This window comes from Micromonospora sp. NPDC003816 (genome assembly GCF_042874705.1).
Lineage (GTDB): Bacteria > Actinomycetota > Actinomycetes > Mycobacteriales > Micromonosporaceae > Micromonospora.
On record NZ_JBIANP010000008.1, the window covers coordinates 97,523 to 118,861 of the forward strand.

General features: G+C 71.7%; 29 protein-coding genes. 10 read left to right on the forward strand and 19 right to left on the reverse strand.

Translation table 11 applies throughout. The features are described 5' to 3' along the window. Positions 1-214: 214 nt before the first annotated feature. The gene (locus ACFYTT_RS23640) at positions 215-889 is read right to left on the reverse strand and encodes a DNA polymerase beta superfamily protein (protein ID WP_387262254.1); all 675 of its coding nucleotides are present in this window, start codon (positions 887-889) and stop codon (positions 215-217) included. Positions 890-1,013: 124 nt separating this feature from the next. Here ACFYTT_RS23640 and ACFYTT_RS23645 point away from each other — a divergent pair, with 124 nt between their 5' ends. Next, positions 1,014-1,484, forward strand: a complete 471-nt coding sequence (locus tag ACFYTT_RS23645; protein WP_131051106.1) for a hemerythrin domain-containing protein — start codon at positions 1,014-1,016, stop codon at positions 1,482-1,484. 119 nt (positions 1,485-1,603) lie between these two features. Then, positions 1,604-2,269, forward strand: a complete 666-nt coding sequence (locus ACFYTT_RS23650; RefSeq protein WP_387262257.1) for a hypothetical protein — start codon at positions 1,604-1,606, stop codon at positions 2,267-2,269. A gap of 6 nt (positions 2,270-2,275) precedes the next feature. Here the strand turns inward: ACFYTT_RS23650 and ACFYTT_RS23655 are convergent, their stop codons facing one another. From ACFYTT_RS23655 to ACFYTT_RS23670, 4 genes are all read right to left on the reverse strand, one after another. Further along, the gene (locus tag ACFYTT_RS23655) at positions 2,276-2,785 is read right to left on the reverse strand and encodes a YcxB family protein (RefSeq protein ID WP_131051104.1); all 510 of its coding nucleotides are present in this window, start codon (positions 2,783-2,785) and stop codon (positions 2,276-2,278) included. Positions 2,786-2,831: 46 nt separating this feature from the next. Then, on the reverse strand, positions 2,832-3,443 hold the full coding sequence (locus tag ACFYTT_RS23660) for a YdeI family protein (RefSeq protein WP_131051103.1): 612 nt from the start codon (positions 3,441-3,443) through the stop codon (positions 2,832-2,834). 88 nt (positions 3,444-3,531) lie between these two features. Further along, positions 3,532-4,020 (reverse strand): GNAT family N-acetyltransferase, encoded by a 489-nt coding sequence (locus ACFYTT_RS23665; RefSeq protein ID WP_387262259.1) that lies wholly within the window; start codon positions 4,018-4,020, stop codon positions 3,532-3,534. Further along, entirely contained in the window at positions 4,008-4,682 is a 675-nt protein-coding gene (locus ACFYTT_RS23670; RefSeq protein ID WP_387262261.1) for an MOSC domain-containing protein, read from the reverse strand. The genes ACFYTT_RS23665 and ACFYTT_RS23670 overlap by 13 nt, the downstream gene beginning before the upstream one ends. A gap of 251 nt (positions 4,683-4,933) precedes the next feature. Between ACFYTT_RS23670 and ACFYTT_RS23675 the strand changes: the two genes are divergently transcribed. Next, positions 4,934-5,326, forward strand: a complete 393-nt coding sequence (locus tag ACFYTT_RS23675) for a nuclear transport factor 2 family protein (protein ID WP_131051096.1) — start codon at positions 4,934-4,936, stop codon at positions 5,324-5,326. A gap of 12 nt (positions 5,327-5,338) precedes the next feature. Here the strand turns inward: ACFYTT_RS23675 and ACFYTT_RS23680 are convergent, their stop codons facing one another. The 3 genes from ACFYTT_RS23680 to ACFYTT_RS23690 are packed head-to-tail and all read right to left on the reverse strand — an operon-like array spanning position 5,339 to position 7,225. Continuing rightward, positions 5,339-5,833: a DinB family protein gene (locus ACFYTT_RS23680; protein ID WP_387262264.1), complete on the reverse strand. Its 495-nt coding sequence runs from the start codon at positions 5,831-5,833 to the stop codon at positions 5,339-5,341. A 10-nt stretch (positions 5,834-5,843) separates the two neighbouring features. Continuing rightward, the gene (locus tag ACFYTT_RS23685) at positions 5,844-6,881 is read right to left on the reverse strand and encodes a hypothetical protein (RefSeq protein WP_387262267.1); all 1,038 of its coding nucleotides are present in this window, start codon (positions 6,879-6,881) and stop codon (positions 5,844-5,846) included. Next, complete coding sequence (locus ACFYTT_RS23690) at positions 6,878-7,225, reverse strand: PadR family transcriptional regulator (RefSeq protein WP_236145535.1); 348 nt, start codon at positions 7,223-7,225, stop codon at positions 6,878-6,880. The genes ACFYTT_RS23685 and ACFYTT_RS23690 overlap by 4 nt, the downstream gene beginning before the upstream one ends. Before the next feature lie 64 nt (positions 7,226-7,289). Between ACFYTT_RS23690 and ACFYTT_RS23695 the strand changes: the two genes are divergently transcribed. Beyond that, positions 7,290-7,484: a hypothetical protein gene (locus ACFYTT_RS23695; RefSeq protein WP_387262270.1), complete on the forward strand. Its 195-nt coding sequence runs from the start codon at positions 7,290-7,292 to the stop codon at positions 7,482-7,484. A 184-nt stretch (positions 7,485-7,668) separates the two neighbouring features. On the opposite strand, the gene ACFYTT_RS23700 is transcribed toward ACFYTT_RS23695, so the two are convergent. After that, positions 7,669-8,250 (reverse strand): GIY-YIG nuclease family protein, encoded by a 582-nt coding sequence (locus tag ACFYTT_RS23700; protein WP_387262273.1) that lies wholly within the window; start codon positions 8,248-8,250, stop codon positions 7,669-7,671. A 115-nt stretch (positions 8,251-8,365) separates the two neighbouring features. Between ACFYTT_RS23700 and ACFYTT_RS23705 the strand changes: the two genes are divergently transcribed. Continuing rightward, positions 8,366-8,887, forward strand: coding sequence for a hypothetical protein (locus ACFYTT_RS23705; protein WP_387262276.1), 522 nt, complete (start codon positions 8,366-8,368; stop codon positions 8,885-8,887). A 39-nt stretch (positions 8,888-8,926) separates the two neighbouring features. Here ACFYTT_RS23705 and ACFYTT_RS23710 read toward each other — a convergent pair whose 3' ends face one another. Genes ACFYTT_RS23710 through ACFYTT_RS23740 form a run of 7 tightly spaced genes read right to left on the reverse strand, consistent with a single transcriptional unit; the run spans position 8,927 to position 14,280 of the window. Beyond that, a complete protein-coding gene (locus tag ACFYTT_RS23710) occupies positions 8,927-9,943 on the reverse strand; it encodes a sensor histidine kinase (RefSeq protein WP_387262278.1) in 1,017 nt (338 codons plus the stop codon). Then, on the reverse strand, positions 9,940-10,650 hold the full coding sequence (locus ACFYTT_RS23715; RefSeq protein WP_131051085.1) for a response regulator transcription factor: 711 nt from the start codon (positions 10,648-10,650) through the stop codon (positions 9,940-9,942). Before ACFYTT_RS23715 ends, ACFYTT_RS23710 begins: the two co-directional genes overlap by 4 nt. A 10-nt stretch (positions 10,651-10,660) precedes the next feature. Further along, positions 10,661-11,119 (reverse strand): hypothetical protein, encoded by a 459-nt coding sequence (locus tag ACFYTT_RS23720; RefSeq protein ID WP_387262281.1) that lies wholly within the window; start codon positions 11,117-11,119, stop codon positions 10,661-10,663. Further along, a complete protein-coding gene (locus ACFYTT_RS23725) occupies positions 11,116-12,330 on the reverse strand; it encodes a molybdopterin-dependent oxidoreductase (protein WP_387262284.1) in 1,215 nt (404 codons plus the stop codon). The genes ACFYTT_RS23720 and ACFYTT_RS23725 overlap by 4 nt, the downstream gene beginning before the upstream one ends. Further along, complete coding sequence (locus tag ACFYTT_RS23730) at positions 12,327-12,968, reverse strand: class I SAM-dependent methyltransferase (RefSeq protein WP_201272257.1); 642 nt, start codon at positions 12,966-12,968, stop codon at positions 12,327-12,329. The genes ACFYTT_RS23725 and ACFYTT_RS23730 overlap by 4 nt, the downstream gene beginning before the upstream one ends. Further along, positions 12,965-13,624, reverse strand: coding sequence for a TIGR04282 family arsenosugar biosynthesis glycosyltransferase (locus ACFYTT_RS23735; RefSeq protein WP_131051083.1), 660 nt, complete (start codon positions 13,622-13,624; stop codon positions 12,965-12,967). The genes ACFYTT_RS23730 and ACFYTT_RS23735 overlap by 4 nt, the downstream gene beginning before the upstream one ends. Beyond that, a complete protein-coding gene (locus ACFYTT_RS23740) occupies positions 13,621-14,280 on the reverse strand; it encodes a glycosyltransferase family 2 protein (RefSeq protein WP_131051082.1) in 660 nt (219 codons plus the stop codon). The genes ACFYTT_RS23735 and ACFYTT_RS23740 overlap by 4 nt, the downstream gene beginning before the upstream one ends. 123 nt (positions 14,281-14,403) lie before the next feature. Here ACFYTT_RS23740 and ACFYTT_RS23745 point away from each other — a divergent pair, with 123 nt between their 5' ends. The 3 genes from ACFYTT_RS23745 to ACFYTT_RS23755 all read left to right on the forward strand — a co-directional run bounded on the left by ACFYTT_RS23745 (position 14,404) and on the right by ACFYTT_RS23755 (position 17,734). Then, complete coding sequence (locus tag ACFYTT_RS23745) at positions 14,404-15,453, forward strand: NAD(P)-dependent oxidoreductase (protein WP_131051081.1); 1,050 nt, start codon at positions 14,404-14,406, stop codon at positions 15,451-15,453. Further along, positions 15,450-16,826: a hypothetical protein gene (locus tag ACFYTT_RS23750; RefSeq protein ID WP_387262288.1), complete on the forward strand. Its 1,377-nt coding sequence runs from the start codon at positions 15,450-15,452 to the stop codon at positions 16,824-16,826. Before ACFYTT_RS23745 ends, ACFYTT_RS23750 begins: the two co-directional genes overlap by 4 nt. 104 nt (positions 16,827-16,930) lie before the next feature. Next, complete coding sequence (locus ACFYTT_RS23755; RefSeq protein ID WP_387262290.1) at positions 16,931-17,734, forward strand: S-methyl-5'-thioadenosine phosphorylase; 804 nt, start codon at positions 16,931-16,933, stop codon at positions 17,732-17,734. A gap of 89 nt (positions 17,735-17,823) precedes the next feature. On the opposite strand, the gene ACFYTT_RS23760 is transcribed toward ACFYTT_RS23755, so the two are convergent. From ACFYTT_RS23760 to ACFYTT_RS23770, 3 genes are all read right to left on the reverse strand, one after another. After that, positions 17,824-18,540, reverse strand: coding sequence for an SDR family NAD(P)-dependent oxidoreductase (locus ACFYTT_RS23760; RefSeq protein ID WP_387262293.1), 717 nt, complete (start codon positions 18,538-18,540; stop codon positions 17,824-17,826). A 58-nt stretch (positions 18,541-18,598) separates the two neighbouring features. Next, complete coding sequence (locus tag ACFYTT_RS23765; protein WP_387262296.1) at positions 18,599-19,006, reverse strand: nitroreductase family deazaflavin-dependent oxidoreductase; 408 nt, start codon at positions 19,004-19,006, stop codon at positions 18,599-18,601. Positions 19,007-19,120: 114 nt separating this feature from the next. Further along, positions 19,121-19,783 (reverse strand): hypothetical protein, encoded by a 663-nt coding sequence (locus ACFYTT_RS23770; RefSeq protein ID WP_176094526.1) that lies wholly within the window; start codon positions 19,781-19,783, stop codon positions 19,121-19,123. 313 nt (positions 19,784-20,096) lie between these two features. Between ACFYTT_RS23770 and ACFYTT_RS23775 the strand changes: the two genes are divergently transcribed. Next, positions 20,097-20,621 carry a DUF1877 family protein gene (locus tag ACFYTT_RS23775; RefSeq protein WP_387262478.1) on the forward strand — a complete coding sequence of 175 codons (525 nt, stop codon included), beginning with the start codon at positions 20,097-20,099 and terminating at the stop codon, positions 20,619-20,621. A 160-nt stretch (positions 20,622-20,781) separates the two neighbouring features. Then, on the forward strand, positions 20,782-21,327 hold the full coding sequence (locus tag ACFYTT_RS23780; RefSeq protein WP_254876919.1) for a hypothetical protein: 546 nt from the start codon (positions 20,782-20,784) through the stop codon (positions 21,325-21,327). Positions 21,328-21,339: the final 12 nt, after the last annotated feature.

The following is a 21,339-nucleotide window of genomic DNA, read 5'->3' on the forward strand; positions in this document are numbered from 1 at the left end:
CCGGCCGATTCTGCGGCATACCGGGGGCCTTGCCGCAAGCCCCCCGGTGCGCTATACGTTAAGAAGGGCAAGGAGAGATCTCCTTGCCCTTCGTCGTCGGTGGGCCAGACGACCCGGCGTCCGGACTCAGCCCAGCCGGGTACGCCACCCGATCACCGCGAGGTCCGTCTCCAGACAGCCGATCCGCATCCAGCCCACGACGGCACGTCGACGGTCATCGCAGGTTCCTCTCCCGCACCGTGGTCAGCAGACGGTCCACGGCAGCCCGGTCGGGCTGCTCCGGCAGCGCGGTGGCAGCGGCCGCGTCGGCGAGGGTGGCCTGTAGGTCGGCGGCCCACGCGGTGACCGACTCCCAGGCCAGGTCGCCGCGCCGCACCGCGAGGAGCTCCTCGCGCAGGTGCCGCACATCGACCAGGACCTCACCGGTACGCAGGACGTGCGCCCCGGCGAGCAGCAGCCGGATCATGTGCATGGCCTGCTTGTGGTTCGTCTCGCCGGTCCGCTCCCGCCGTGCCGTCACCCGGTCGAGCTGGTCACGGGCATAGTTGCCGTAGGTCTCCGCCACCCGCCGTGACAGGAAGGCCCGCCGCATCGCCAGCAACTCCTCCCCGTCGACCGTGATCGCCTCGATCAGCGGGGACCAGAGCACCTCCAACACCGTCGGATTGCCCTGCAGGGCCAGGACGCAGAGCCGCTCCATCTCCCAGGAGAACTGTTCCTCGGCCGGTCCGTCGAGATGCGTGGGCGGCTTGTCGAGGAGCCAGAACGCGCGGGTGGGTGCCACGAACACCCCACGGCGGTCGTGGTCGGAGTCCGGGCCGTGCAGCCCGTACGCCCGCGACCCGACCACGACCGCGAGGACGGTGTGCCGTTCGACCAGATCGATCACGACGGCAGGCTACCCATGAACTATGCTCCGGTGAGCGTCGCGTGCCGGTGGCAGACCGTGTCAGGCATGGAGGCGCCCTACCGAGGGAGACCGACGGTGTTCACGTCGCATCCTTCGTCTCCGCGTGACTGAGCGCGAGACGACCAGGCTCGTCGCCTGGAGCTACGAGCTTCGCCAGGTCCACACCCGCCTCCGCAAGGCGCTCGACCTCGTCCGCACCGCGGTCGCCGACGGCACCTCCGGCGAGGCGGCCACCCGTGACCTGCTGCTGTACTGCCACGGGTTCTGCGCTGCCCTCGACGGACACCATCGGGGCGAGGACGCCACACTGTTCCCGGCGATCGAGGCGGCCCACCCGGAGTTGGCGCCCGTGCTGCGCTATCTCCGCCAGGACCATTCGATGATCGCGCACCTGCTCGGCGGCCTCCAGGCAGCCATCGACCGGGCCGCGCCCGTCGCCGAGCTGGATCGCCACCTGGAGGGTGTCGCCGCGATCATGGAGAGCCATTTCCGGTACGAGGAACGACAGTTGCTCCAGGTCCTCGAAACGCTCTCCCTGGACGCCTCACCCGACGAGGTCCTGGGTCCCCTCTGAGCCGGCGTCGCAGCGGGCACCGGACATCCGGGTAGAAATCCCGTCGCCGTTCGGTGGCCGCTGCGGCGACAATGCTCGACGCGAAGGGCGGACGGTGAGCGACGGGGAGGCTGTGGGGCGTGGGTCGACGGTTGGACGGACACCCCTGGCGGGTGCTGGTCAGTACGGTCCGGCTCGGGCACCAGCAGTACCGCGTCGTACGCCCGGTGAGGCTGCCGGGATCCGCCGGCCTCTACGAGGGTCGTCTCGGCGCCCAGTTCTGCCTCGACGCGCCCACTGCGACGATGTTCGCCCTGGCCTGGGGTCTGGCCGCCCGATCACCGCACACGATCGTCTACCTTCCGTTGCGCCGTGCCGGTGCGCGTCACGACTGCGGGTGGGGACGTCCGCTCGACCTCGTGCTGGTGCACCACCGGCTCGCGTTCCCGCCGTCACGGTGGAAACAGGTCCGGTCCCGGCTGGGCCCGGGACGTCCGCACACCGTGGACCTGCCCGGGAACGCGTGGCCCGTGCTGTCGGACACGGAGCACGAGCGGGGCTGCCATCGGGAGTTCCGTGACCATCTGCGGTGGGACGTGGCCGCCGAGACGTTGGTGCTCACCGGCAGCCGTACGGCGTACGAGCTGGCAGCCGAGCAGGTACGCGCCCTGGCCGAGGAGTGCCCGGCACATCGCGCCCGCGTACCCGGGACGCACTGCTGTGCCGAGATCGTCGTGGGCAGGCCCTGGCGGTACCGGGACCGGCGTCGGCCCTACGCCGACCTGCACGCCGAGTTCTGCGGGTAGCGCGGCTCAGCGCCGGGGCGCGTCGTCCTGAAGCAACCCACGGGCGGCCATGAAGGTCCGCAACGTCTCGGCGTCCCCGGCGGACATCAGTCGGCGGGGGATCACCGTCGCCGGCATCCGGTCGACGTACACGACCCAGAACTCGGGGGTGTCCTTCACCCGGGAGACACCCTCCCAGGCGATGCCACCGGACTCCGAGCCGCTGCGCATCATGATGTTCTCGTCGGTGATGTCGTAGCTGCCGTCCACGGCATAGCCGCCGGACCGGCGCCGGGCCCGCAACCGCACCCACGGCCAGTACAACATCGCCAGCAGACCACCGACGGCCATCGCCATCCACAGCGGCGTGATCTGCTCGCCCCACGACGACCCCCGCGAGACCACCAGCCCGATCACGCCGACCGTCAGCAGCACCGCGCCGACGGAGGCGTACCTGCGCAGTTGGTCGCTGCTCATCGCGGCGGCCACGCGGCCGGGGTAGGCGGGATCGGCGGGGATGTCGAAACGGATGCGCACGCCGCAACGATAGTGCGCCCAGCCGCCGGCCACCGGCAGCAGGCGCTCAGGCGGACGTCGACTGCGGCGGTGTGGCCTTCTGCGGGTGGAACGTCTCGTGCCGGGCCAACATCGCGACGAACTCGACGATCTTCCGCTCCCGGGTCCGGGCCTGCTTCACGGAATTGAGGCGGTGCACGAGCGCGTACCGGTTGGTCTTCGTGAGCACGTCGAACATGGCCTGGGCGGCGGGCTCGGCGGCGATCGCGGCGAGGAGGTCCTCGGGCACCTCGGCCTCCGAGGACGGGGCGTACGCGGCGGCCCACCGCCCGTCCGCCTTCGCGGCCTCCACGGCGGCGCGCCCGGCGGGCAACATCCGACCCTGCTCCTCCAGCCGCGCCACGTGCGACACGTTGCGCTGCGACCAGATGCTGCGCGGCCGGCGGGGAGTGAACCGGATGCAGGACGTCTCCTCGTCCCGCTTCTTGGCCTGCCCGTCGATCCACCCGACGCACAGCGCCTCGTCGACCGCCTGCTGCCAGGTCAGCGTGGTGACCGTGCCGCCCTTCTTGGTCAGGGCGAGCCAGACACCGGGCGACGTCGCATGGTTGGCGGACAACCACGCGCGCAGCTCCTCGGCGTCCGCCACGATCAACTCATCCAGCTCGGCGCTCGCCATGTCCGTAGGCTAGCCCCTTCGCCGGAGCGGCACCGTCACCTGCCGCGCGTCGGCCGACCGCGACCACCATCGCCGTTCACGGCGCCGCTCACCGCTCGTCGGTCAGCGTCTTGCGCATCTGCTGCGTGATCACCCGGTAGCCGGAACTCTGGTAGAGCCGCCGAGCACGGTCGTTGTCACCGAACACATTGAGTTCGAGGGCCGAGACGCCGTGCCGGCGGACGACGTCCTCGCCGGCGGCCAGCAGCTTGCGTCCGTATCCCGCACCCCGGTGCGCCGACTCGACCTCGATGTCGTAGAGGAATGCACAGTCAGCGATGCCCCGAGGATGGGTGAGCCCGATCCACAGCACCCCGATGGCGGTCCCGTCGTGGAGTTCGCCCTTGAGGAACAGCATGCCGGCGGTGGCGAAGCCGTCCGGCAGCAGAGTCTCGTTGCTCTGGCGGGCCATCTGCAGGGCATTCTCGGCGGACCAGTTCCCGGCCGCCACCTGCTCGTCGGCGTAGGCGCGGACGAGGCTGGAGTACCACTGACCGAACTCGATCTCGGTCATGCTCCGGACGGTCAGCTCAGACATGGACGTGATGCTGACACACGGCTGCCCAGCACCCCCCGCAGGTCGTCGGGCAGACCGTCGATCGCCAGCAGCGTGGGCACGAGTTCCGGTGCGGTCATGTAGGCGCGGAAGGCGTCCGCGATCGTCACGCCGTGGGCCGGCCGGTCCGTCACGGTGACCGCATCTCCGGCACGGATCTCGCCGGGCGCCAGGACGCGCAGGTAGGCGCCGGGGCGGTTCTCACGGGTGAACGTCTTGAGCCAGTGGGGCTCGGCCATCTTGGCCTGGAACGTGACGCACGGGATGCGACCGAAGGTCGGTTGCAGCACGAGGTCGTCGCCGATGGTCCATCTCTCGCCGATCACCGCGCCGTTCACGTCGACGTCGACCGTCGTGAGGTTCTCGCCGAAGACTCCGCCGGGGAGCACCCGGCCGAGTCGGGCTTCCCACCAGTCGTAGTCCTCGCGGGCGTACGCGTACACCGCCTGGTCGTCACCGCCGTGGTGCTCGATGTCGAAGATCTGGTCACCGACCAGTCCACTGTGCAGCCCGGTGGTCTTCGGGCCGGGTGCGCGGACCGCCACGGGGCCGTCGATCGGCTGTTTGTTGATGCCGGTGATGCCGACCCGTTTGGCGGTGCTTCGCTCCGGCACGGCCAGGTTGACAGAGAGGATTCTGCCCATGGGCGGCAACCTATCGGTTGTCCGGTCTGAGCGCGCCGGATTTTTCTCGCGTACGCGCCGAGGTCGTCCCGCCGCCCACGTCGGGCCGTCACCGGTGGCGCGGGCCGGTCGTCAGGGCGGACCCGGGTGTGGGTCGAGCAGCGCGGTCGACGGGCGGCAGACGGCGGCGGCGACGGCGCTGAGCCCCGCCGGTGTCACGGAGTGACCGAACATCACCGTCGGCCGCCCGGTCGAGTGGCAAGCTGGCATCCGTGGACAGGAAACAGGTGACCGGCTGGCTCGCGGCCTACGAACAGGCGTGGCGGACGCCGGGGACGGACGTACTCGCGACGATCTTCACGCCGCAGGCGAGCTACCAGCAGGGACCGTACCGGACACCGGTCATCGGCCTGGAGGCCATCGCGGCGATGTGGGAGGACGAGCGGACCGGCTCCGACGAGGTGTTCCACATGACCAGTGAGATCGTCGCCGTGGAGGGCGACACCGCGGTGGCGCGGCTGGAGGTCCGCTACGGCGACCGGGTCCCCCAGGAGTACCGCGATCTGTGGATCATGCGTTTCGCCGAGGACGGTCGCTGCGTCGCATTCGAGGAGTGGCCCTTCTGGCCGACGCAGTCGACCGCCGACCCCGCCGCCGAGAGCTGACCAGGGGTCTGCTCAGCGCCCGGTGACGCCGTCGACGAGCTCCCGCAGGATGTCGGCGTGCCCGGCGTGCCGGACGGTCTCGCTCGTCATGTGGGCGAGCACCCAGCGCAGGGTGCGCGGCCCGTCGTCCACCGGCTGGGCGGTGCGGCTGTCGATGCCGTCCGCCGCGTGGATGTGCGCGTCGCTCTCGGCGATCGCGCGACGGTAGTCGTCGACGATCTGTGCCCCGGTGAGGTCCGGATCGACTGCCATGGCGAAGTCGACGTCGGCGTGACGGGCGTCGCCGGCCAGGGTGTACCCGAACCAGTAGCGTTCGGCGTCGGTCAGGTGCCGGACCAGTCCCAGCAGCGTGGTGTCCGAGACGACCAGACGGCGTCGTAGCTGTTCGTCGTCCAGACCGTCGACCTTCTTGAGGACGCAGGACCGGGCGAAGGCGAGGAACGCCAGCGCCGTGTCCAGTTCGCCGCCGTCGTTGAGAGGGACACGTTCGCGTTGGGACTCCAGCATGGATCCGACCCTACGTCGCGGCGGCGGCCGGAGGGAGTCGGCGCAGCGCGCGCAGGGCCAGCACGGCGAGTGGTACGCCCACCGCCAGGACGGCGACGACCTCCACGGACGCGATCGTGGTGAGTGCGGTGCGCTGGATCTGGTGGTGGTAGTCGGTCAGGGTCACGGCCCGCAGGGCGACGGTGGCCACGGCGAGCAGGGTGAGCGCCAGTGACCAGGGCAGCGCACGGGCGGGGCGACGCGGTCCGCGTACCGTCAGGTGGACCACGATGGCGACGGTGACCGCCGCGCAGGACAGGCCCGGCCAGTCCAGCAGCCGGAGCGCCGGTGCGACCGCCTGGAGGGTGAACAGCGGTACGGGAACCAGGAGGATGCCGATCGGCAGGGCGAGCAGCCAGGGTCGACGGGGCACCGGTGGGGCACCCTGGTGGAAGGCCGTCATGCCCAGGAGCAGCAGGACGTCGACGAGCCGCATCGCCCAGGGGGAGACGGTCAGTGGGGTGTCTCCGGCGGCCTGGGTCACGACGGTGGTGATCGCGGGGGGCACCACGGCGATCAGGGCGACGGCCTGGGCCACCCGCCGCTGTCCGAGGACCAGCGCCAGGTACGCGGGCAGCCAGGCGTAGCCGGCGAGATTCCAGGTGGTGAGCCAGACGCTCGACGAGGTGGTGGGTGCCCAGTCCGATGCCGGTGCCGGCAACCAGGCGATCTTCCCGGCGAGCCAGAGCGTGACGCCGATGCCGGCGGTGACCATGACGGCGTGGGTCAGCATCGTCATCAGGGTCGCCAGGCGTACGGCCTGGCCCCAAGCGTACGAGCGGGGTGACGCGTCTGCGCCGCCGAGGCGCAGCCGGACGGCCAGGGAGGCGATGCTGGCGACCTCCGACAGGCTGGGTCGTCCGTAGTCGGCCAGGTATGCGGCGGTCTCGGGGTCGCCGGTGTCCATGCTGTCCAGGAAGGCGGCGACCATGTCGTCCTCCCACTCCTGCCGGTAGGCGGTGGGCAGCAGTCGTAGGACGCGTCGGTAGCGTTCCTCCAGCCGGTTCACGAGGACGTCCCGGTGATCGGGTCGCGTCGGTCGCGCAGCCGGGTCGAGGCGAGGCGTGCGTTGGCGGCCAGCCGCTGGGCCTCGGCGTCGAGGGCGTCGCGGCCGGGTTCGGTGAGTCGGTAGTAGCGGCGCAGCCGTCCCTGCCAGGCCTCCTCGCGGTCGAGCTCGACCAGGCCGTCTCCGACGAGCCGGTCCAGTGCCCCGTACAGCGAGCCGATCTTCAGTTGCACCCGTCCCTGGGACAGGTCGGCGACCTCGGCGACGATCCCGTAGCCGTGACGGGGGGCGTCCAGCAGCGCGGTGAGGATGAAGAAGGCCGGTTCGGTCATCGCCCGAGAACTCATCCACCTAATATAGTGGCAGGCAAGATATGATGGAAGCAGGAATCGACGACGTGCGGGAGTGGTCATGGGCGACGGTGACGCGGCAGACCCCGGCGACCTCGGCGGACCGGACTTCGCTCCGGTGGTGCCCGTGGTGCAGAGCAGTGCCTTCGGCGCCCCACCGGAGCATCGGGCGACCATCGTCCTCGGCCCCGGATATCACGGGTACGCCGTCCTGACCCGGAACCCACCGCAGCCCGACCCCGATCCGCCTGTCTGACACCTCCCGGATCATGCTGCCCTTCGATCCGTCGGGTGACCGTGGCCAGCAGCCCCGACCCGGCGGACCGTGATCGGCGACAACGGCTACTACGTGACCGTATCGATCATCGCGAGCTGACCCGCCGGCGGTGACGCGTCGACAGCCGTCGGCACCTGACCGGCCGGTGCCTGGCCGTGAGCCGTCACGAGTCGGGCTGGTCCGGCTGACTGCTGGTGTTGTACGCGTCCTTGGCGGCGATCACGGCTGCCTGAAGGTGCTCCGGATCGACGCCGTGGACGTTGAGCGGCGGGTGCAGACGCCGCACGAGTTCGGCCTCGATGATCGTGGGCTCCGGGTCCTCGGCCCACGTCAACCGCAGGTGCGCGGACATCCACGCGGTCAGCCGCGCCTCGTCCTCCGGAACCAGGACGACCCGATCGGTCCACGTGGTCCGGTAGCCCTCCGCCAGCAGAAGCCCGGCCAGCGTACGGCGCAGCGTCGAGCTGCCCGACCGCCGCAGATGGTTGCGCAGGATCCGACCCCGCAGACTGGTCGCCCGCCCGAGATACAGCATCCGCAGCGACGGGACGTGCTCGTTCGGCGGCCCGGGAAGATCGGGCAGGACCAGCGGGTCGGCCCACCAGGCGTACACGCCGCTGCCACGGCTGAGCCGCTTGGTGGCGACATCGAGCTCGACCGGTACGCCGGAGAGCAGCCGCAGGGCCTCGTCGATCCGGTCGTCGTCGGAGGGAAGGTCGTCGGGTCGTACCTGGTGAACGGTCATCGAGACCATCCTAGGTCCCGGGCCGATCGTGGCCGGGGCCGCCGGACCTGCGCGGACGTGGGGTCCTGAGCCGGAGGGGTTTCGCCGGACGTCGGCAACGGGTAGCGGGTTGTCCATGGATCGCAATCTCGCCAAGGCCCTCCGGGTCGCGTGGGAGCTGCCGGAGTTCCGCGACGGGCTGCGTCACCTCGTCGATCTCGACGAGGTGGCACACCTGCTGGCGAGGTTGTCCGTGGCGGACCGGGACCACGAGGTGGAACGCAGCCTGTTGACGCTGCTGCGTACCGGCCTGGACACGCCCGAGATCCGGGAGGCGGTGTTGCTGCTGTTGGAGAACGACGACGTGCGTCGCCCTCTGGTCGCCGCGGTGCAACCGCTGGTCAAGAAGCCGGGCCAGGCGGCGGCCATCGCGTCGGCAGCCGAGGACCCGACGGTACGCCGTGAGGTGCGGGCGGCTCTGGACAGTGCCCGCGTGCGTGAGCTGATCTGGCAGGCGATCGACGACCAGCAGAGCAACAAGCGGTTCGGTCTGATCCGTCGGGCGGCGGTGCTGTTCGTCCGGCACGCCAGCGTCCGGCGTCTCACCTGGGCCCTGCGCCGGCACGGTGTACTCCGGGAACTACGTCGCGACTCGTGAGTCTCGTGGCCGTGCGCTGCCCGCGCCACCGGGTCGTGCTCAGGTGGCCGGTAGGCGTACCTCGAATCGGCAGCCACGGTCGGTGTTGCGGACGTCGACCCGGCCGCCGTGTGCCTCCACGAGGCCCCGCACGATGGCCAGGCCGAGCCCTCCGCCACCGCCCGATCCGGCGGCCCCGGGTGTGCGGGCCCGTTCGCCTCGGAACGCGACGTCGAAGACCCGGTCCAGGTCCTCGCCGGGGATGCCGCCGCAGGTGTCGGAGACGGCCAGCCACACGTTGTCGGGATCGTGGCCGGCGGCGATGTGCACGCTGCCGTCCTCCGGTGTGTACCGCACGGAATTGATCAGCAGATTGCTGACGATCCGGGCGAGTTCGCGTTCGCCGGCCCGGACGTAGGGCCAGCCGCTGTCCGCGGCGATCAGGTGGATGCGGCGGCGGGCGGCGAGCGGCGCGACTCCGGCGATCGCGTCGGACACCACGTCGCGGAGCGGCACGGTGGTGGGCACGAGTCGCAGCGCGCCGGCGTTGATTCGGGACAGCTCGAACAGGTCGTCGACGAGTTGGGCCATCCGGTCGGTCTCCACCCGGATGCGTCGGTGGTATTCGTCGACGACGGCCGGGTCGTGGATGATGCCGTCCTCGAGGGCCTCGGCCATGGCCCGCAGCCCGGCCAGGGGAGTACGCAGGTCGTGGGAGACCCAGGCGACGAGTTCCCGACGACCGGCCTCCAACCGCCGTTCGCGGTCCCGGGCCGTCTGCGCCCAGACGGCCGAGGCGGCCAGCCGACTGCCGAAGACGGTGCCGACGGCGAGGCTGATCACGGCGGCGGCGCTGACCGTGACCAGGACGACCCACAAATCGTGCGGGGAGAGGAACATGGCCTGTGCCACCGTGACGATTCCGGCGACCACGGCGAGCACGGTGACGGTGAGCAGCACCAGGATGTGCACGAGGATCGACCGGCCCCGTAGCAGCCGCAGCGCTGCGGCGCCGGACAGGCCGACGGCGCCGCCGGCAGCGAGGGCATAGAGCCCGATGAGCAGCGTGTCGGTCACGCGCCGGTGTCCTCGTCGAGCGGGTCGTAGCGGTAGCCGACGCCCCAGACGGTGCGGATGCGCTGTGGCTCGGCCGGGTCGTTCTCGATCTTCTCGCGCAAGCGGCGGACGTGAACGGTGACCGTGGACTGGTCGCCGAACTGCCAGCCCCAGACCTTGTCCAGCAGGTCGCTGCGGGACCAGGCGCGCCCGGGATGACGCATGAGGAACATCAGCAGATCGAACTCCCGGGAGGTCAGCGCCAGCGGTGCGCCGTCCAGCCTCGCGGTGCGTCGGGCGGTGTCCACGGTCAGCGCCGCATCGACGAGCTTGGCCGAGGCCGTGGGCGGGGCGGCGGGTGCGGCGGTGCGGCGGAGCACGGAGCGGATGCGCAGCACGAGTTCGCGGGGGGAGAAGGGCTTGGTGACGTAGTCGTCGGCGCCGACTTCGAGACCGAGGACCCGGTCGGCCTCCTCGCCGAGGGCGGTGAGCATGACCACCGGCAGGTCCGGCAGTTGTCGCCGGATCCGGCGGCACACCTCCAGACCGTCGATGCCGGGCATCATGAGGTCCAGGACCACGAGGTCGGGGCGCGCGGCGGCGATCGCGGCGAGACCGTCGGCGCCGTCGGCGGCCAGTTGGACCTCGCAGCCGGCCTGTTCCAGATAACGCCGGACGACGTCACTGACCGTCGGGTCGTCGTCGACCACCAGCACGCGATGTCCCATCCTGAGCACGCTATCCACCGGAGGTCGCGGACCGCCCCTCGCCCGGCCTTTCGGATTCCTTACGATCCGCCGCCATGCGCCGCCGCCCGCGAGAAAGGCACACCAGCAGCGTCGTGCCGGCGATGACCAGCAGGACGGCGAGGAGATTGCGGCCGTACGGCAGGGGCAGGACCGAGGTGTTGTCGGCCACGCGCCCGAACCCCAGGACGAGGGGGAGCGCCACCACGGTGATCGCGGCGGCGCTCACGGCGGCCATCCGCACCGTCATCCGGTGCCGCAGCGGGACCCGGGTCGACGCGGCACCGACGGCCAGGACGGCCGCCATCCACACGACGTCGTGGCCCACCAGGACGGCGGCCAGGAAGAACAGCACGCCGCCCAGTGCCAGGTCGGGATCGGTGACGGCACCGACGACGGCGTACGCCATGAGCAGGCACCCGCCGACGACCAGGACGGTCCGGGTCCTCATCGGTACTCCTCGACGGTGATCCGGCTGACCCATTTGGTCTGGAGCACACCGGGCCGGTTGGGCGCGATCAGCCGGGCCGGGTAGCCGTGGTCGAGGTGCAGCGGTGCGTCGCCGAGCCGCAACGCGATCAGGGTCAGCGGGTCATCGACGTGTTCCGGCGGCACGGTGCAGGCCCGGTAGGCGCCGCTCACCTGCAACGACTCGACCAGTGCCGTGGTGTGCCGGGGATCGGCGTCCACCAGCGCGACCAGGTCACGCAGCCGTACTCCGGTCCACGTCGCGGTGGCACTCCAGCCTTCCACGCAGGCGATCGGCAGGCGCGCGGTGTACTGCGGCAGTGCGTGGAGAGCGGCCAGGTCCAGGCTGACGCGGCGACCCGGTGCGGTGATCTGGAGGCGGTACGCCGGGTCGAGGGCGGTGGTGCGTACTCCGGCGCCGTCAGCGGTCCGGTTCACCGGTAGGCCCTGTGGTCCCGTGCCGGGGTGGCGGGGGGCGAGTACCGCGATGCCGGCCAACGGGCGGATCGTCTGCCCGACCGTGGTCAGGGTGATCAGCCCGCTCGCGGTGGCGACGCCGCCGAGCAGTGCGCGTCGGCTCAGGCCGTCCTGCCGTGGTTCGTCGCGGGGGCGGGCGAGGGCGGCGCGGACGGCGGGCAGGTGGACACCGACGTGCACCAGGAGTGCGCCGAGCGCCAGCCAGGCCATCCGGTAGTGCCCGGCGGTGAAGAAGAACGGCATCGGCGCGTACCAGCGGGAGATGTTGAGGACGCCGCTGACCAGCAGGAACAGGGCGGAGGCGACGAGTACGGCGAGGCTGGTGCGTTCGGCCGCGTGGGCGAGTGAGCGGGCCGGCGGCCAGCCGAACAGGCGGGGGTAGACCGACCAGAGTTTGACGCCGAGCAGCGGTATCGAGGCGAGACCGGTCGCCACGTGCAGGCCCTGGGTGAAGCGGTAGAGCCCGATCGGGCGCGACGGCCACCCGAACCAGTCCGGTGGGTGTTGGATCAGGTGGCTGAGCAGGCCGGTGGCGAAGCAGATGCCGAAGGCCAGTCCGAGGGCGGCGCCGAGTTGGCCGGTGAGCCGGGTGGACCGTGACCGGGACGGAAACGCCCCGGGGCGGGCCGGTCCCCGCCGCAGCGTGGCAGGTGGTGGCGGCAGCGGGGCCAGGCACCACTGCGCGATCCGTCGGGGGACGCTCGCGGGGCCGGTCACCGGGGGGTCAGGGTGGCGAACCACCGGCCTGCCTCCGTCCAGGTGTGCAGGACGCGCATCGCCGTGGCGTCGGCCAGTCCGGGCAGGTCGTCGAGGGGTACGCAGGCCCAGCGCAGTGCGCGGCCGTCGCTGTGTGGGCTCTGGACCTGCGCGGTGCCGGCCCAGGCGGGCGTACCGGCGGGTGCCAGTTCCACGTGCAGGCGTCCGTCGGCGGCCAGCAGGTGACGGCACCGGTGCAGCAGCCGGGGCGGGTCACCGCCGATACCGATGTTGCCGTCGGCCAGCAGCAGGTGCCGCCAGCGGCCGGTGCCGGGCACCGGGCCGAAGACGTCGCGGCGCAGGGCGGGTGCACCGCGTCGGCGGGCCAGGCGGACGGCGCTGGCGCTGAGGTCGATGCCGAGGGCCGTGCGGCCGGCGTCGACGAGTGCGCTGGTGAGTCGGCCGGGGCCGCAGCCGACGTCGAGGGTGTGGCTGGTGCAGGCGGCGATCAACGTGTCGTCTCCGGCGATGACGTCACGGCACCAGGCGGCCGGGTCGAAGCGGTACTCGGCGCCACTGGCGTGCCGGGCGGTGAATCCGGCCGGGATGCCGGCGGCGGCCCGGTCGATCGCGGTGTCGAAGACCGCGACGGCGTTCACCGGGTCACCGCTGCGGGACGTGGCATCTCAGTGGCGACGGTCCGGGCGAACCGGCTGCCCGGTGGACACAGGGCCGCCACGGTGTGGGCGTCGGCGGCGGTGTCCACGTCGGTCAGTTCCGGCATCAGGTGCACCCGCAGGCCGCGACGGCGTAGCGCGTCCAGGGTGTGCCGGCCGGTGGTCGTCGTGGAGGTCGCGATGGTGCGCAGCACGGTGGCGTGGTGGGGGTCGCGCAGGCCCAACGTCCACCAGCCGCCGTCGGTGGCCGGGCCGAGGACCGCGTCCGGACCGCCGGTCGCGCCGAGCAGTTCTCGGGCCGCGTCGAGGTGCTCGGTGCGGAGTTGAGGGGTGTCCATGCCGACCAGGACGGTGGGTGTGCCGGGTCTGCGGGTGCTCGTGAAGGCGTGGGCGAGGCGGTCGCCGAGGAGAGCGCCGCGCTGGGGGTGCGTCACCCATCCGGCGGGGGTGGGGTGGGTGCCGTCGAGGACGAGGGCCCGGGTGCCGGCTGCGGTGGCGGAGACGGTGTCGAGGGTGTCGGCCAGGGCGGCGGCGGCGATCCGGGCGGCCTGCGCGGGCGTGCAGGGTGGGCAGAGCCGCGTCTTGACCCGTCCGGGCGTGGGTGCCTTGGCCAGCACCAGGATCTGGAGGTCGTTCACCGGGCCAGCACCGCACTCATGTCGCGGATGGCACGGGCGGTGCCGAGCAGGGTGCCGGTCACCTTCGAGCGGGTGCCGGCGGCTCTGGGGTGGTAGGCGACGTCGATCTCGACGACCCGCCAGCCGGCCCGGTCTGCCGCGATCAGCAGCTCCAGCGGGTACCCGAACCGGCGGTCGCGCAGCCCGAGGGCGAGCAGGTCGTCGCGGCGCACGGCCCGCATCGGGCCGATGTCGTGCACGTGCAGGCCGGTGGTGCGGCGCAGCCGGTGCGTGAGGACGGCGTTGGCCGCCCGCGCGTGCAGCGGCCACACCCCGCGCGCGGCAGGGCGGCGTCGGCCGGTCGCCAACTCCGCCTGCCCGTTGCGTACGGAGGAGGCCAGCCAGGGCAGTTGCGCCGGGTCGAAGGAACCGTCGGCGTCCATCACGCACACCACTCCGTCGACGGGGTCCGCGGCCAGGACACCGGCGTGCACGGCGGCACCGTAGCCGGGTTCGGCCACGCTGATCACCTGCGCGCCGTGGGCGCGTGCCACGTCGGCCGAGCCGTCGGTCGAGCCGTTGTCCACCACGATCGGTCGGTAGCCGGCCGGTATCCGGGCCAGCAGGGCGGGCAGCGCCGGGGCCTCGTTCCGGCAGGGAAGCACCACATCGGTCATGTCGCGGACGCTAATGAGGATCTCGCGGGCCAGGTATTACCAGCCGATGATGAAGTCTTACGGAGCGCTGACGGCTCGTCCGCGCGGCTCCCTGCGGGGCCCGGCTGGCTCTAGCGTCGGCGCGTGCCTCACGTACTCGTCACCGGCGGAGCCGGTTTCATCGGGACCCATGTCGTCGCCGCGCTGCACCGCGCCGGTCATCAGGTGTCCGTGGTGGACGCCGGCCACCCGGGCGCGCACCGCACGCCGCTGCCGGACACCGTGGACGGTGCCCCGCTGCGCCGGGTCGACCTGCGCGACCGGGCCGCCGTCGCCGGCGCTCTGACCGGCGTCGACGTGGTGGTGCACCAGGCGGCCATGGTCGGGCTCGGCGTCAACCTCGACGACCTGCCCGAGTACGTCGGGTGCAACGACCTCGGGACCGCCGTCCTGCTCGCCGAGATGGCCCGCGCGGACATCCACCGGCTCGTGCTGGCCAGTTCGATGGTCGTCTACGGTGAGGGCGCCTACCGCTGCGCCCGGCACGGTGCGGTCCGCCCCGCTCCCCGTGCGGCCGCCGACCTGGCCGACGCGCGGTTCGAACCGCCCTGCCCCGACTGCGGCATCGCGCTGGATCCGGGGCTGGTCGACGAGGAGGCGCCGCTGGACCCGCGCAGTGTCTACGCCGCCACCAAGGTGGCCCAGGAGCACCTGACGTCGGCCTGGTGCCGGCAGACCGGTGGCACGGTGGTGGCGCTGCGTTACCACAACGTGTATGGCCCCGGCATGCCGCAGGACACCCCGTACAGCGGGGTCGCGGCGATCTTCCGCTCGGCGCTGGCCGCTGGTCGGGCCCCGCGCGTCTTCGAGGACGGCTGTCAGCGGCGGGACTTCGTGCACGTCGACGACGTGGCGGCGGCCAACCTGGCGGCGGTGGCCGCGACCGGATGCCGGGTCGGGTGGCGCGCCTACAACATCGCCTCCGGGCATCCGGCCACCATCGGGCAGATGGCCACCGAACTCGCCCGGGCCGCCGGGGGACCCGCGCCGGTGGTCACCGGCGATTTCCGGCTCGGCGACGTCCGCCACGTGGTGGCCTCACCGGCCCGTGCCCGAGCCGAACTCGGCTTCCGCGCGGCGGTCCGTCTCACCGACGGCGTCGCGCAGTTCGCCCACGCGCCGCTGCGCGGATGAGCACGGCGCTGCGGCGCGACACGGCACGGGCCGACGTGATCGCCGTGCTGGTCGCCGTCGGGCTGTTCGCCGTGGCCGCCGTGGTCGGCGGTGCGCTCTACCTGCTGGGACGTCCGGTGTACGCCAGCGCGGCACCCCTGTACGCGCACTGGCGGCCGCACATCGGCCCCGGCACTCCGCTGGCGGTGGCGGTGGCCGTCCTGGTCTGCTGGCGGGGACCCGCGCTGACCGCCCGCCTGCCCTGGCGGCGGCTGCTCGTGTCGTCCTATGCCGCCGCAGTGGCCTGGACGCTGTCCCTGGCGCTGATCGACGGCTGGCAGCGCGGCGTCGCCGGCCGGTTGGCCACCCGCCACGAGTACCTGCACGAGGTGCCCGGCGTCACCGACATCCCCGCCATGCTGAGTACGTTCACCACCCGGATCCTGGACTTCCAGCCGGACTCGTGGACCACCCACGTCTCCGGCCATCCACCCGGCGCGCTGCTGGTGTTCGTCTGGCTCGACCGGATCGGGTTGAGTGGCGGCGGCTGGGCCGGGGCGCTGTGCATCCTGACCGCCGCGCTCACCGCCGTGGCCGTACCGCACACCGTGCGACTGCTCGGCGGCGACGACGCGGCGCGCGTCGTCCTGCCGTTCGCGGTGGTGTTCCCCGGGGCGGTGTGGGCCGGGGTGTCCGCCGACGGCCTCTTCGCCGGTGTGACCGCCACCGGCGTCGCGTTGCTGGCCCACGGCGTGACCCGGGGCAGCGCGGTCGGCGCGTTCGTCGGCGGTGCGCTGCTGGGTTTCGGCTGCTACCTCTCCTATGGCCTGGTGTTGATGGTGCCGATCGCGGTGGCCGTGGTGATCCTGGGGCGCCGGCACCGGTCCGCCGCGTGGTGGGCGCTGGGGGGCGCGGCTCTGGTCGTCGGGGCGTTCACGGCGGCCGGCTTCGACTGGCTGGCCGGCTATCACCTGGTGATCGAGCGCTACTACCAGGGCCTGGCCAGTCGGCGCGCCTACGGCTACTGGGTGTGGGCGAACCTGGCGCTCCTGCTCGTCGCCGCCGGTCCGGCCGCCGTGGTCGTCCTCCGCCGCGCCACCGTCGCCGGGTGGCAGGCGGTCGCGTCGCTGCGGTCGAGGGCCGACGTCATCGGGCTGCTCGACGGCAGACCCGGGTACGCCGCCTGGCTGCTGCCCCTTGCCGCGGCGGCGGCGATCGTGGCCGCGGACCTGTCCGGCTACAGCAAGGCCGAGGTCGAACGCATCTGGCTGCCCTTCACCGGGTGGCTGATGGCCGGTGCCGCCCTGATTCCCGGCCCCGGCCGGCGCACGTGGCTCATCGCGCAGGCAGTGGTGGCGCTCGCGGTCAATCACCTGCTGTTGACGGCGTGGTAGGGCCCCGCTCCGAGCGCATTCCCGCATCAACACGAACTGCTCGCGAGTCCCGGACCGGGACCGATCCCGGACCTGCCGGGATGTCGACTATGGAAGGTGAACTCGTGTCCCCATCTGCTGACCTCGCCGTCATCGGCGGCTCAGGTCTCTACGCGCTGCTCGACGGCGCCACGGAACACACCGTCCAGACCCCGTACGGCCCGCCCTCCGACGCGGTGACGATCGCCGACGTGGGTGGACGTTCGGTGGCGTTCCTGCCACGACATGGCCGGGACCACCGGCACCCGCCGGGCCGGATCCCGTACCGGGCCAACTTGTGGGCGTTGCGGTCCCTCGGCGTACGGCAGGTGCTCGCGCCCTGTGCCGTGGGCGGCCTGCGGCCGGACCTCGGCCCCGGCACCTTCGTGGTACCCGATCAGCTCGTCGACCGGACCAGCGGCCGGATCCAGACGTACTACGAGCAGGGCGCCGCCCACGTCTCCTTCGCCGACCCGTACTGCCCGGCCGGGCGGCGGGCCCTGCTGTCCGCCGCCGCCGGCCGGGGCGTCGACGCCCACGACGGCGGCACCATGGTCGTGGTGGAAGGACCGCGCTTCTCCACCCGTGCCGAGTCCCGGTGGTACACCCAGATCGGCGGTGCGGTCATCAACATGACCGGTCACCCGGAGGCGGTCCTCGCCCGCGAGTTGGCCCTCTGCTACAGCGCGATCGCCCTGGTCACCGACCTGGACGCCGGAGTGCGAAGCGGCCAGGGCGTGACCCAGGAGGAGGTTTTCCGGGTCTTCGGCGAGAACACCGAACGGCTGCGGGGGCTCCTGCTCGACGCGATCGCCGCGCTACCGGCCGCGCGGGACTGCCCCTGCCCGCACAGTCTGGACGGCATCGCCCTGCCGATCGCGCTGCCCTGAGTTCGGGTGGCGGTGAGGTGTCCCGGCGCGGGACCGGTCCGAGGACCGGTGGCCGCGCCGGGAACGCCGGGCGCCGCGTACCGCATGGTTCAGGTACGCGCGCTGTTCACCTGCTCGAAGCGGAACTCGCGGATGAAACAGTCTCGCGGTTGTGCCACCGCGAAGAGGACGCAGTCGACGACCGACTGGGCGGTGAGGTCGCTGTCCGCCCGCCGAGGTCCGTTCTGGACGAAGTCCGGCGGGAACAGGGAGATCACTCGGATCCCCTCCGGGCGAAGCCGGTGCGACAGGATCTCGGCGAGTCCGGCGTGGGCGTGCTTGGCCGCGTAGAACGCGGGATGCGCGCCCGACCGGTGGTGGCCCACCTCGCCACAGGCGGAGATCATGTTGACGATGTCCGGCCGTGCCGACGCGCGCAGCAGCGGCAGCAGGTGCCTGGTCAACAGGAGGGTGCCGGTCCCGCCGGCAGCCATCACGCTCTCGATCGTGTCGTCCGCGACGTCTGCCAGGTCGTCACCGTGGATGTAGGCGGCACCGTTGTTGACGAGTACGTCGAGGTGGCTCGTGCGGTCGGCCAGGGCCGCCGCGAATTCCCGCACCGAGTCCGGCGCGGCGAGGTCACAGGCGAATGCCTCGGCGCGGCCCGCTCCGCGCCGGTTGATCTCATCCGCGACGTGCTGCGCCGCCACCACGTCGCGGGCCGAGAGGAAGACCTGCGCACCGCGTGCGGCGAACGCCTCGGTGAGCAGTCGACCCGTGTCACGTGCTGCGCCGGTGATGGCGACGCGCACACCGTCAAGATCCATGGCCGCCAGTGAAGCACCTCAACCCCGGTTGAGGTCAACGAGACGGTGTCGTGTCCGCCTACGGCGCAGGTTCCAGGACGACGACCGGGATCTGGCGGGTGGTTTTGCGCTCGTAGTCGGCGAAGCCCGGGTAGGCGGCCTTCTGCGCGCTCCAGATCCGCTCCCGCTCGTCACCTTCGGCGACCCGGGCGACCAGCTCGACCGTGTCCGTGCCGATCTCCGCCCGGATCTGCGGATGCGCGACGAGGTTGTGGTACCAGTCGGGGTTGGTGGGTGCTCCGGCCTTGGACGCGAACACGGCGTAACCACCGTCCAGCTGCTGGTACATCATCGGGCTCACGCGCGTCTGGCCGCTCTTGGCGCCGACGGTGTGCAACAGCAGCAGCGGCGCGCCCTCGAACTGGCCACCCACCTGCCCACCGTTGGCGCGAAACTCGGCGATGACCTTCTCGTTCCAGTCGCTCATGGATTCCCCTCGCCCGTGCATCGGCTCCGTGACCACGATTCTGTCAGTCCCGGCGATCGATGACACGGCGACGCGGGTGAGTGGCGGCGGCTCGTCGTCAACAGGCTGCTTGTCTCACTCCGACGGACGAGCGCGCGGGCAGGTGAGTCCTGGGATGATCGGCTGGGAACACAGGGTGCACCACAGTGCCGGTACGGTCTCCTGGGCAGTGGCCCGGAAGACGGTGGGACTGGCGTCGGCGGTCTGTGCCGGCGTCCGGGTGAAGTACCGCAGGGTCCACTCGTCCCGCTCAGGCGGCCATCCGGCCAGCGTGGCCTGGACGGCCACGCCCGCATCGTCGTCCAGCCACCAGCACTCGGCCGGGCCGGACGCCTCCGGTACGGGTGGGGGTAGGTGCCGCTCGTCGGTCCCCGGGACGACGTCACGGGGCGTGTAGCAGGTGAAGGTCCGGTGACACCAGCCGCGCACCGACAGAAGCAGCGCGTGGCTCTCCAGACGTTGGTCGACGGACCTGTCGATGACCCGGTACGACCACTGCCCGGGACCCATGGCGGTCCGGCCGTCGACGAGGACATCGACGGGCCAGGTCCAGTCGCCGTCCACGATGCCCTCGAAGGCCAGACCGAGCGGGCCGCGATGGGCCAACGGCACACCGCCCAGGCCGTGCTCCATACCGTTGGACCCGAGGAGCGGATACCAGAGGCCGCCGTAGCGCTCCTCGAACCAGACCATCGCCTCGACGATCTCGGGTGGCGCCGCCTCGATCCGGTCGTCCACGCGGAGACCAGCGGTCGACCGGATGTCGGCGACATGCATGCGGGTCGTTCGCCGAGACCGCCGCGCGAGAACGTCCCTGACGCGTACGGACAGGCGTGGATCATCGAGTACGTATATACGCAACCTATCAGCGGTGCCTCGCGCGACGCTGCCCCGAACTCGTCGGTCCAGCCCGCAGAGTGAGTACCTCGCGCGGACCGGCACGGGCACCGCGATGGTGCCGATGGCCCTGTCGTCCCTGCTGGTTCTCACGCCCAGGCAGCGTCGAACTGCGGTGCTGTCACAGGCGATACCTAGGGGTGGTGTCGTGAGCATGAACGGCAACTGGTTGCGGGTTTCTCCGGACGACCTGGAGCGGGCCCGGGCCGACCTTCCCTGGGCCCACGAGGTCGCGATGGCGGCGCGGGACGACGACTCGGACCGCTGGACCACCACCGACAATGCCTGGCACGGCCTCGACTTCCTCCTCGACCGGCTGGGCTTCGAGATTCCGCTGGTGCTGGGAGCAGAGGAGTTCGTGGAGTCGCCGGACGTCGAACCCGACAGCGAGGAGATGTTCGACTTCCTGGACAACCTCGACGACGACTGGTGCTACGGGCCACCCTCGTATCTGACCCCGGACCAGGTCGCGGCTGCGGCATCGGCCCTGGCCACGCTTACCGAGGACGACCTCGTTCGCGGCGTTGACCCGCAGGAGCTGACCCGGGCGGAGGTCTACCCCAGTATCTGGGAGCGTCCCGGCACGCTGGAGTGGGCGGCCCACTTCCTGCCGGACGCCCGCAGTTTCTTCGCCGCAGCAGCCAAGGACGGCGATGCGGTGATTTGCTGGCTCGACTGAGCCACAGCGCAGACGGGCAACTCGTCGAGACGGAGCGGACGGATCTCCCCACGGGATGATCCGCGTGTTCGTGCCGGGCCCGACCTCGCCGTGCCGGAATGCCGGCTGCACCCCGGGGGGACACCGCCGACGTTCCTGCACACCGCATTAGCCTGACGGTGTGGATATCGAGATGCGTCTACGGCGGGTCCGTGGCTGGCTGTGGGTCGTGGTGGTGGGACTGTTCCTCAGCGGGGTGACCGCGTTTCCGCTCGAAATCGAGGTGCGGTGGCTGCTACGGGCGGCCGACCCCGTTGCCGACCAGCTACCGGCGCTGGTCGGCTGGATCGAGCGGGTCCACGTGGGGCTAGTCGAGACTGGCGAGCGCTATCCGTTCATGCGGTACGGGACCGACTGGCTCGCGTTCGCCCACCTGGTGCTCGCGGTGGCGTTCTGGGGGCCGTTGCGCGATCCAGTGCGAAACGTCTGGGTGGTGCAACTCGGCATGATCGCCTGTGTCGGGATCGTGCCGCTGGCGTTGATCTGTGGGCCGTTGCGGGAGATCCCGTGGTTCTGGACCGTGGTGGACCTGTCCTTCGCGGTCGGGGCGTTCCCGCCGCTGTGGATCGCGTACCGGCACATCCGGGCGATCGAGGCGCAGCAGGATGGCCCGCCCGCCACGGCCCGCTGGTGGGCGCCCGACGCTTCGGAGACGGCCCGGAACTGAGACCACCAGAGC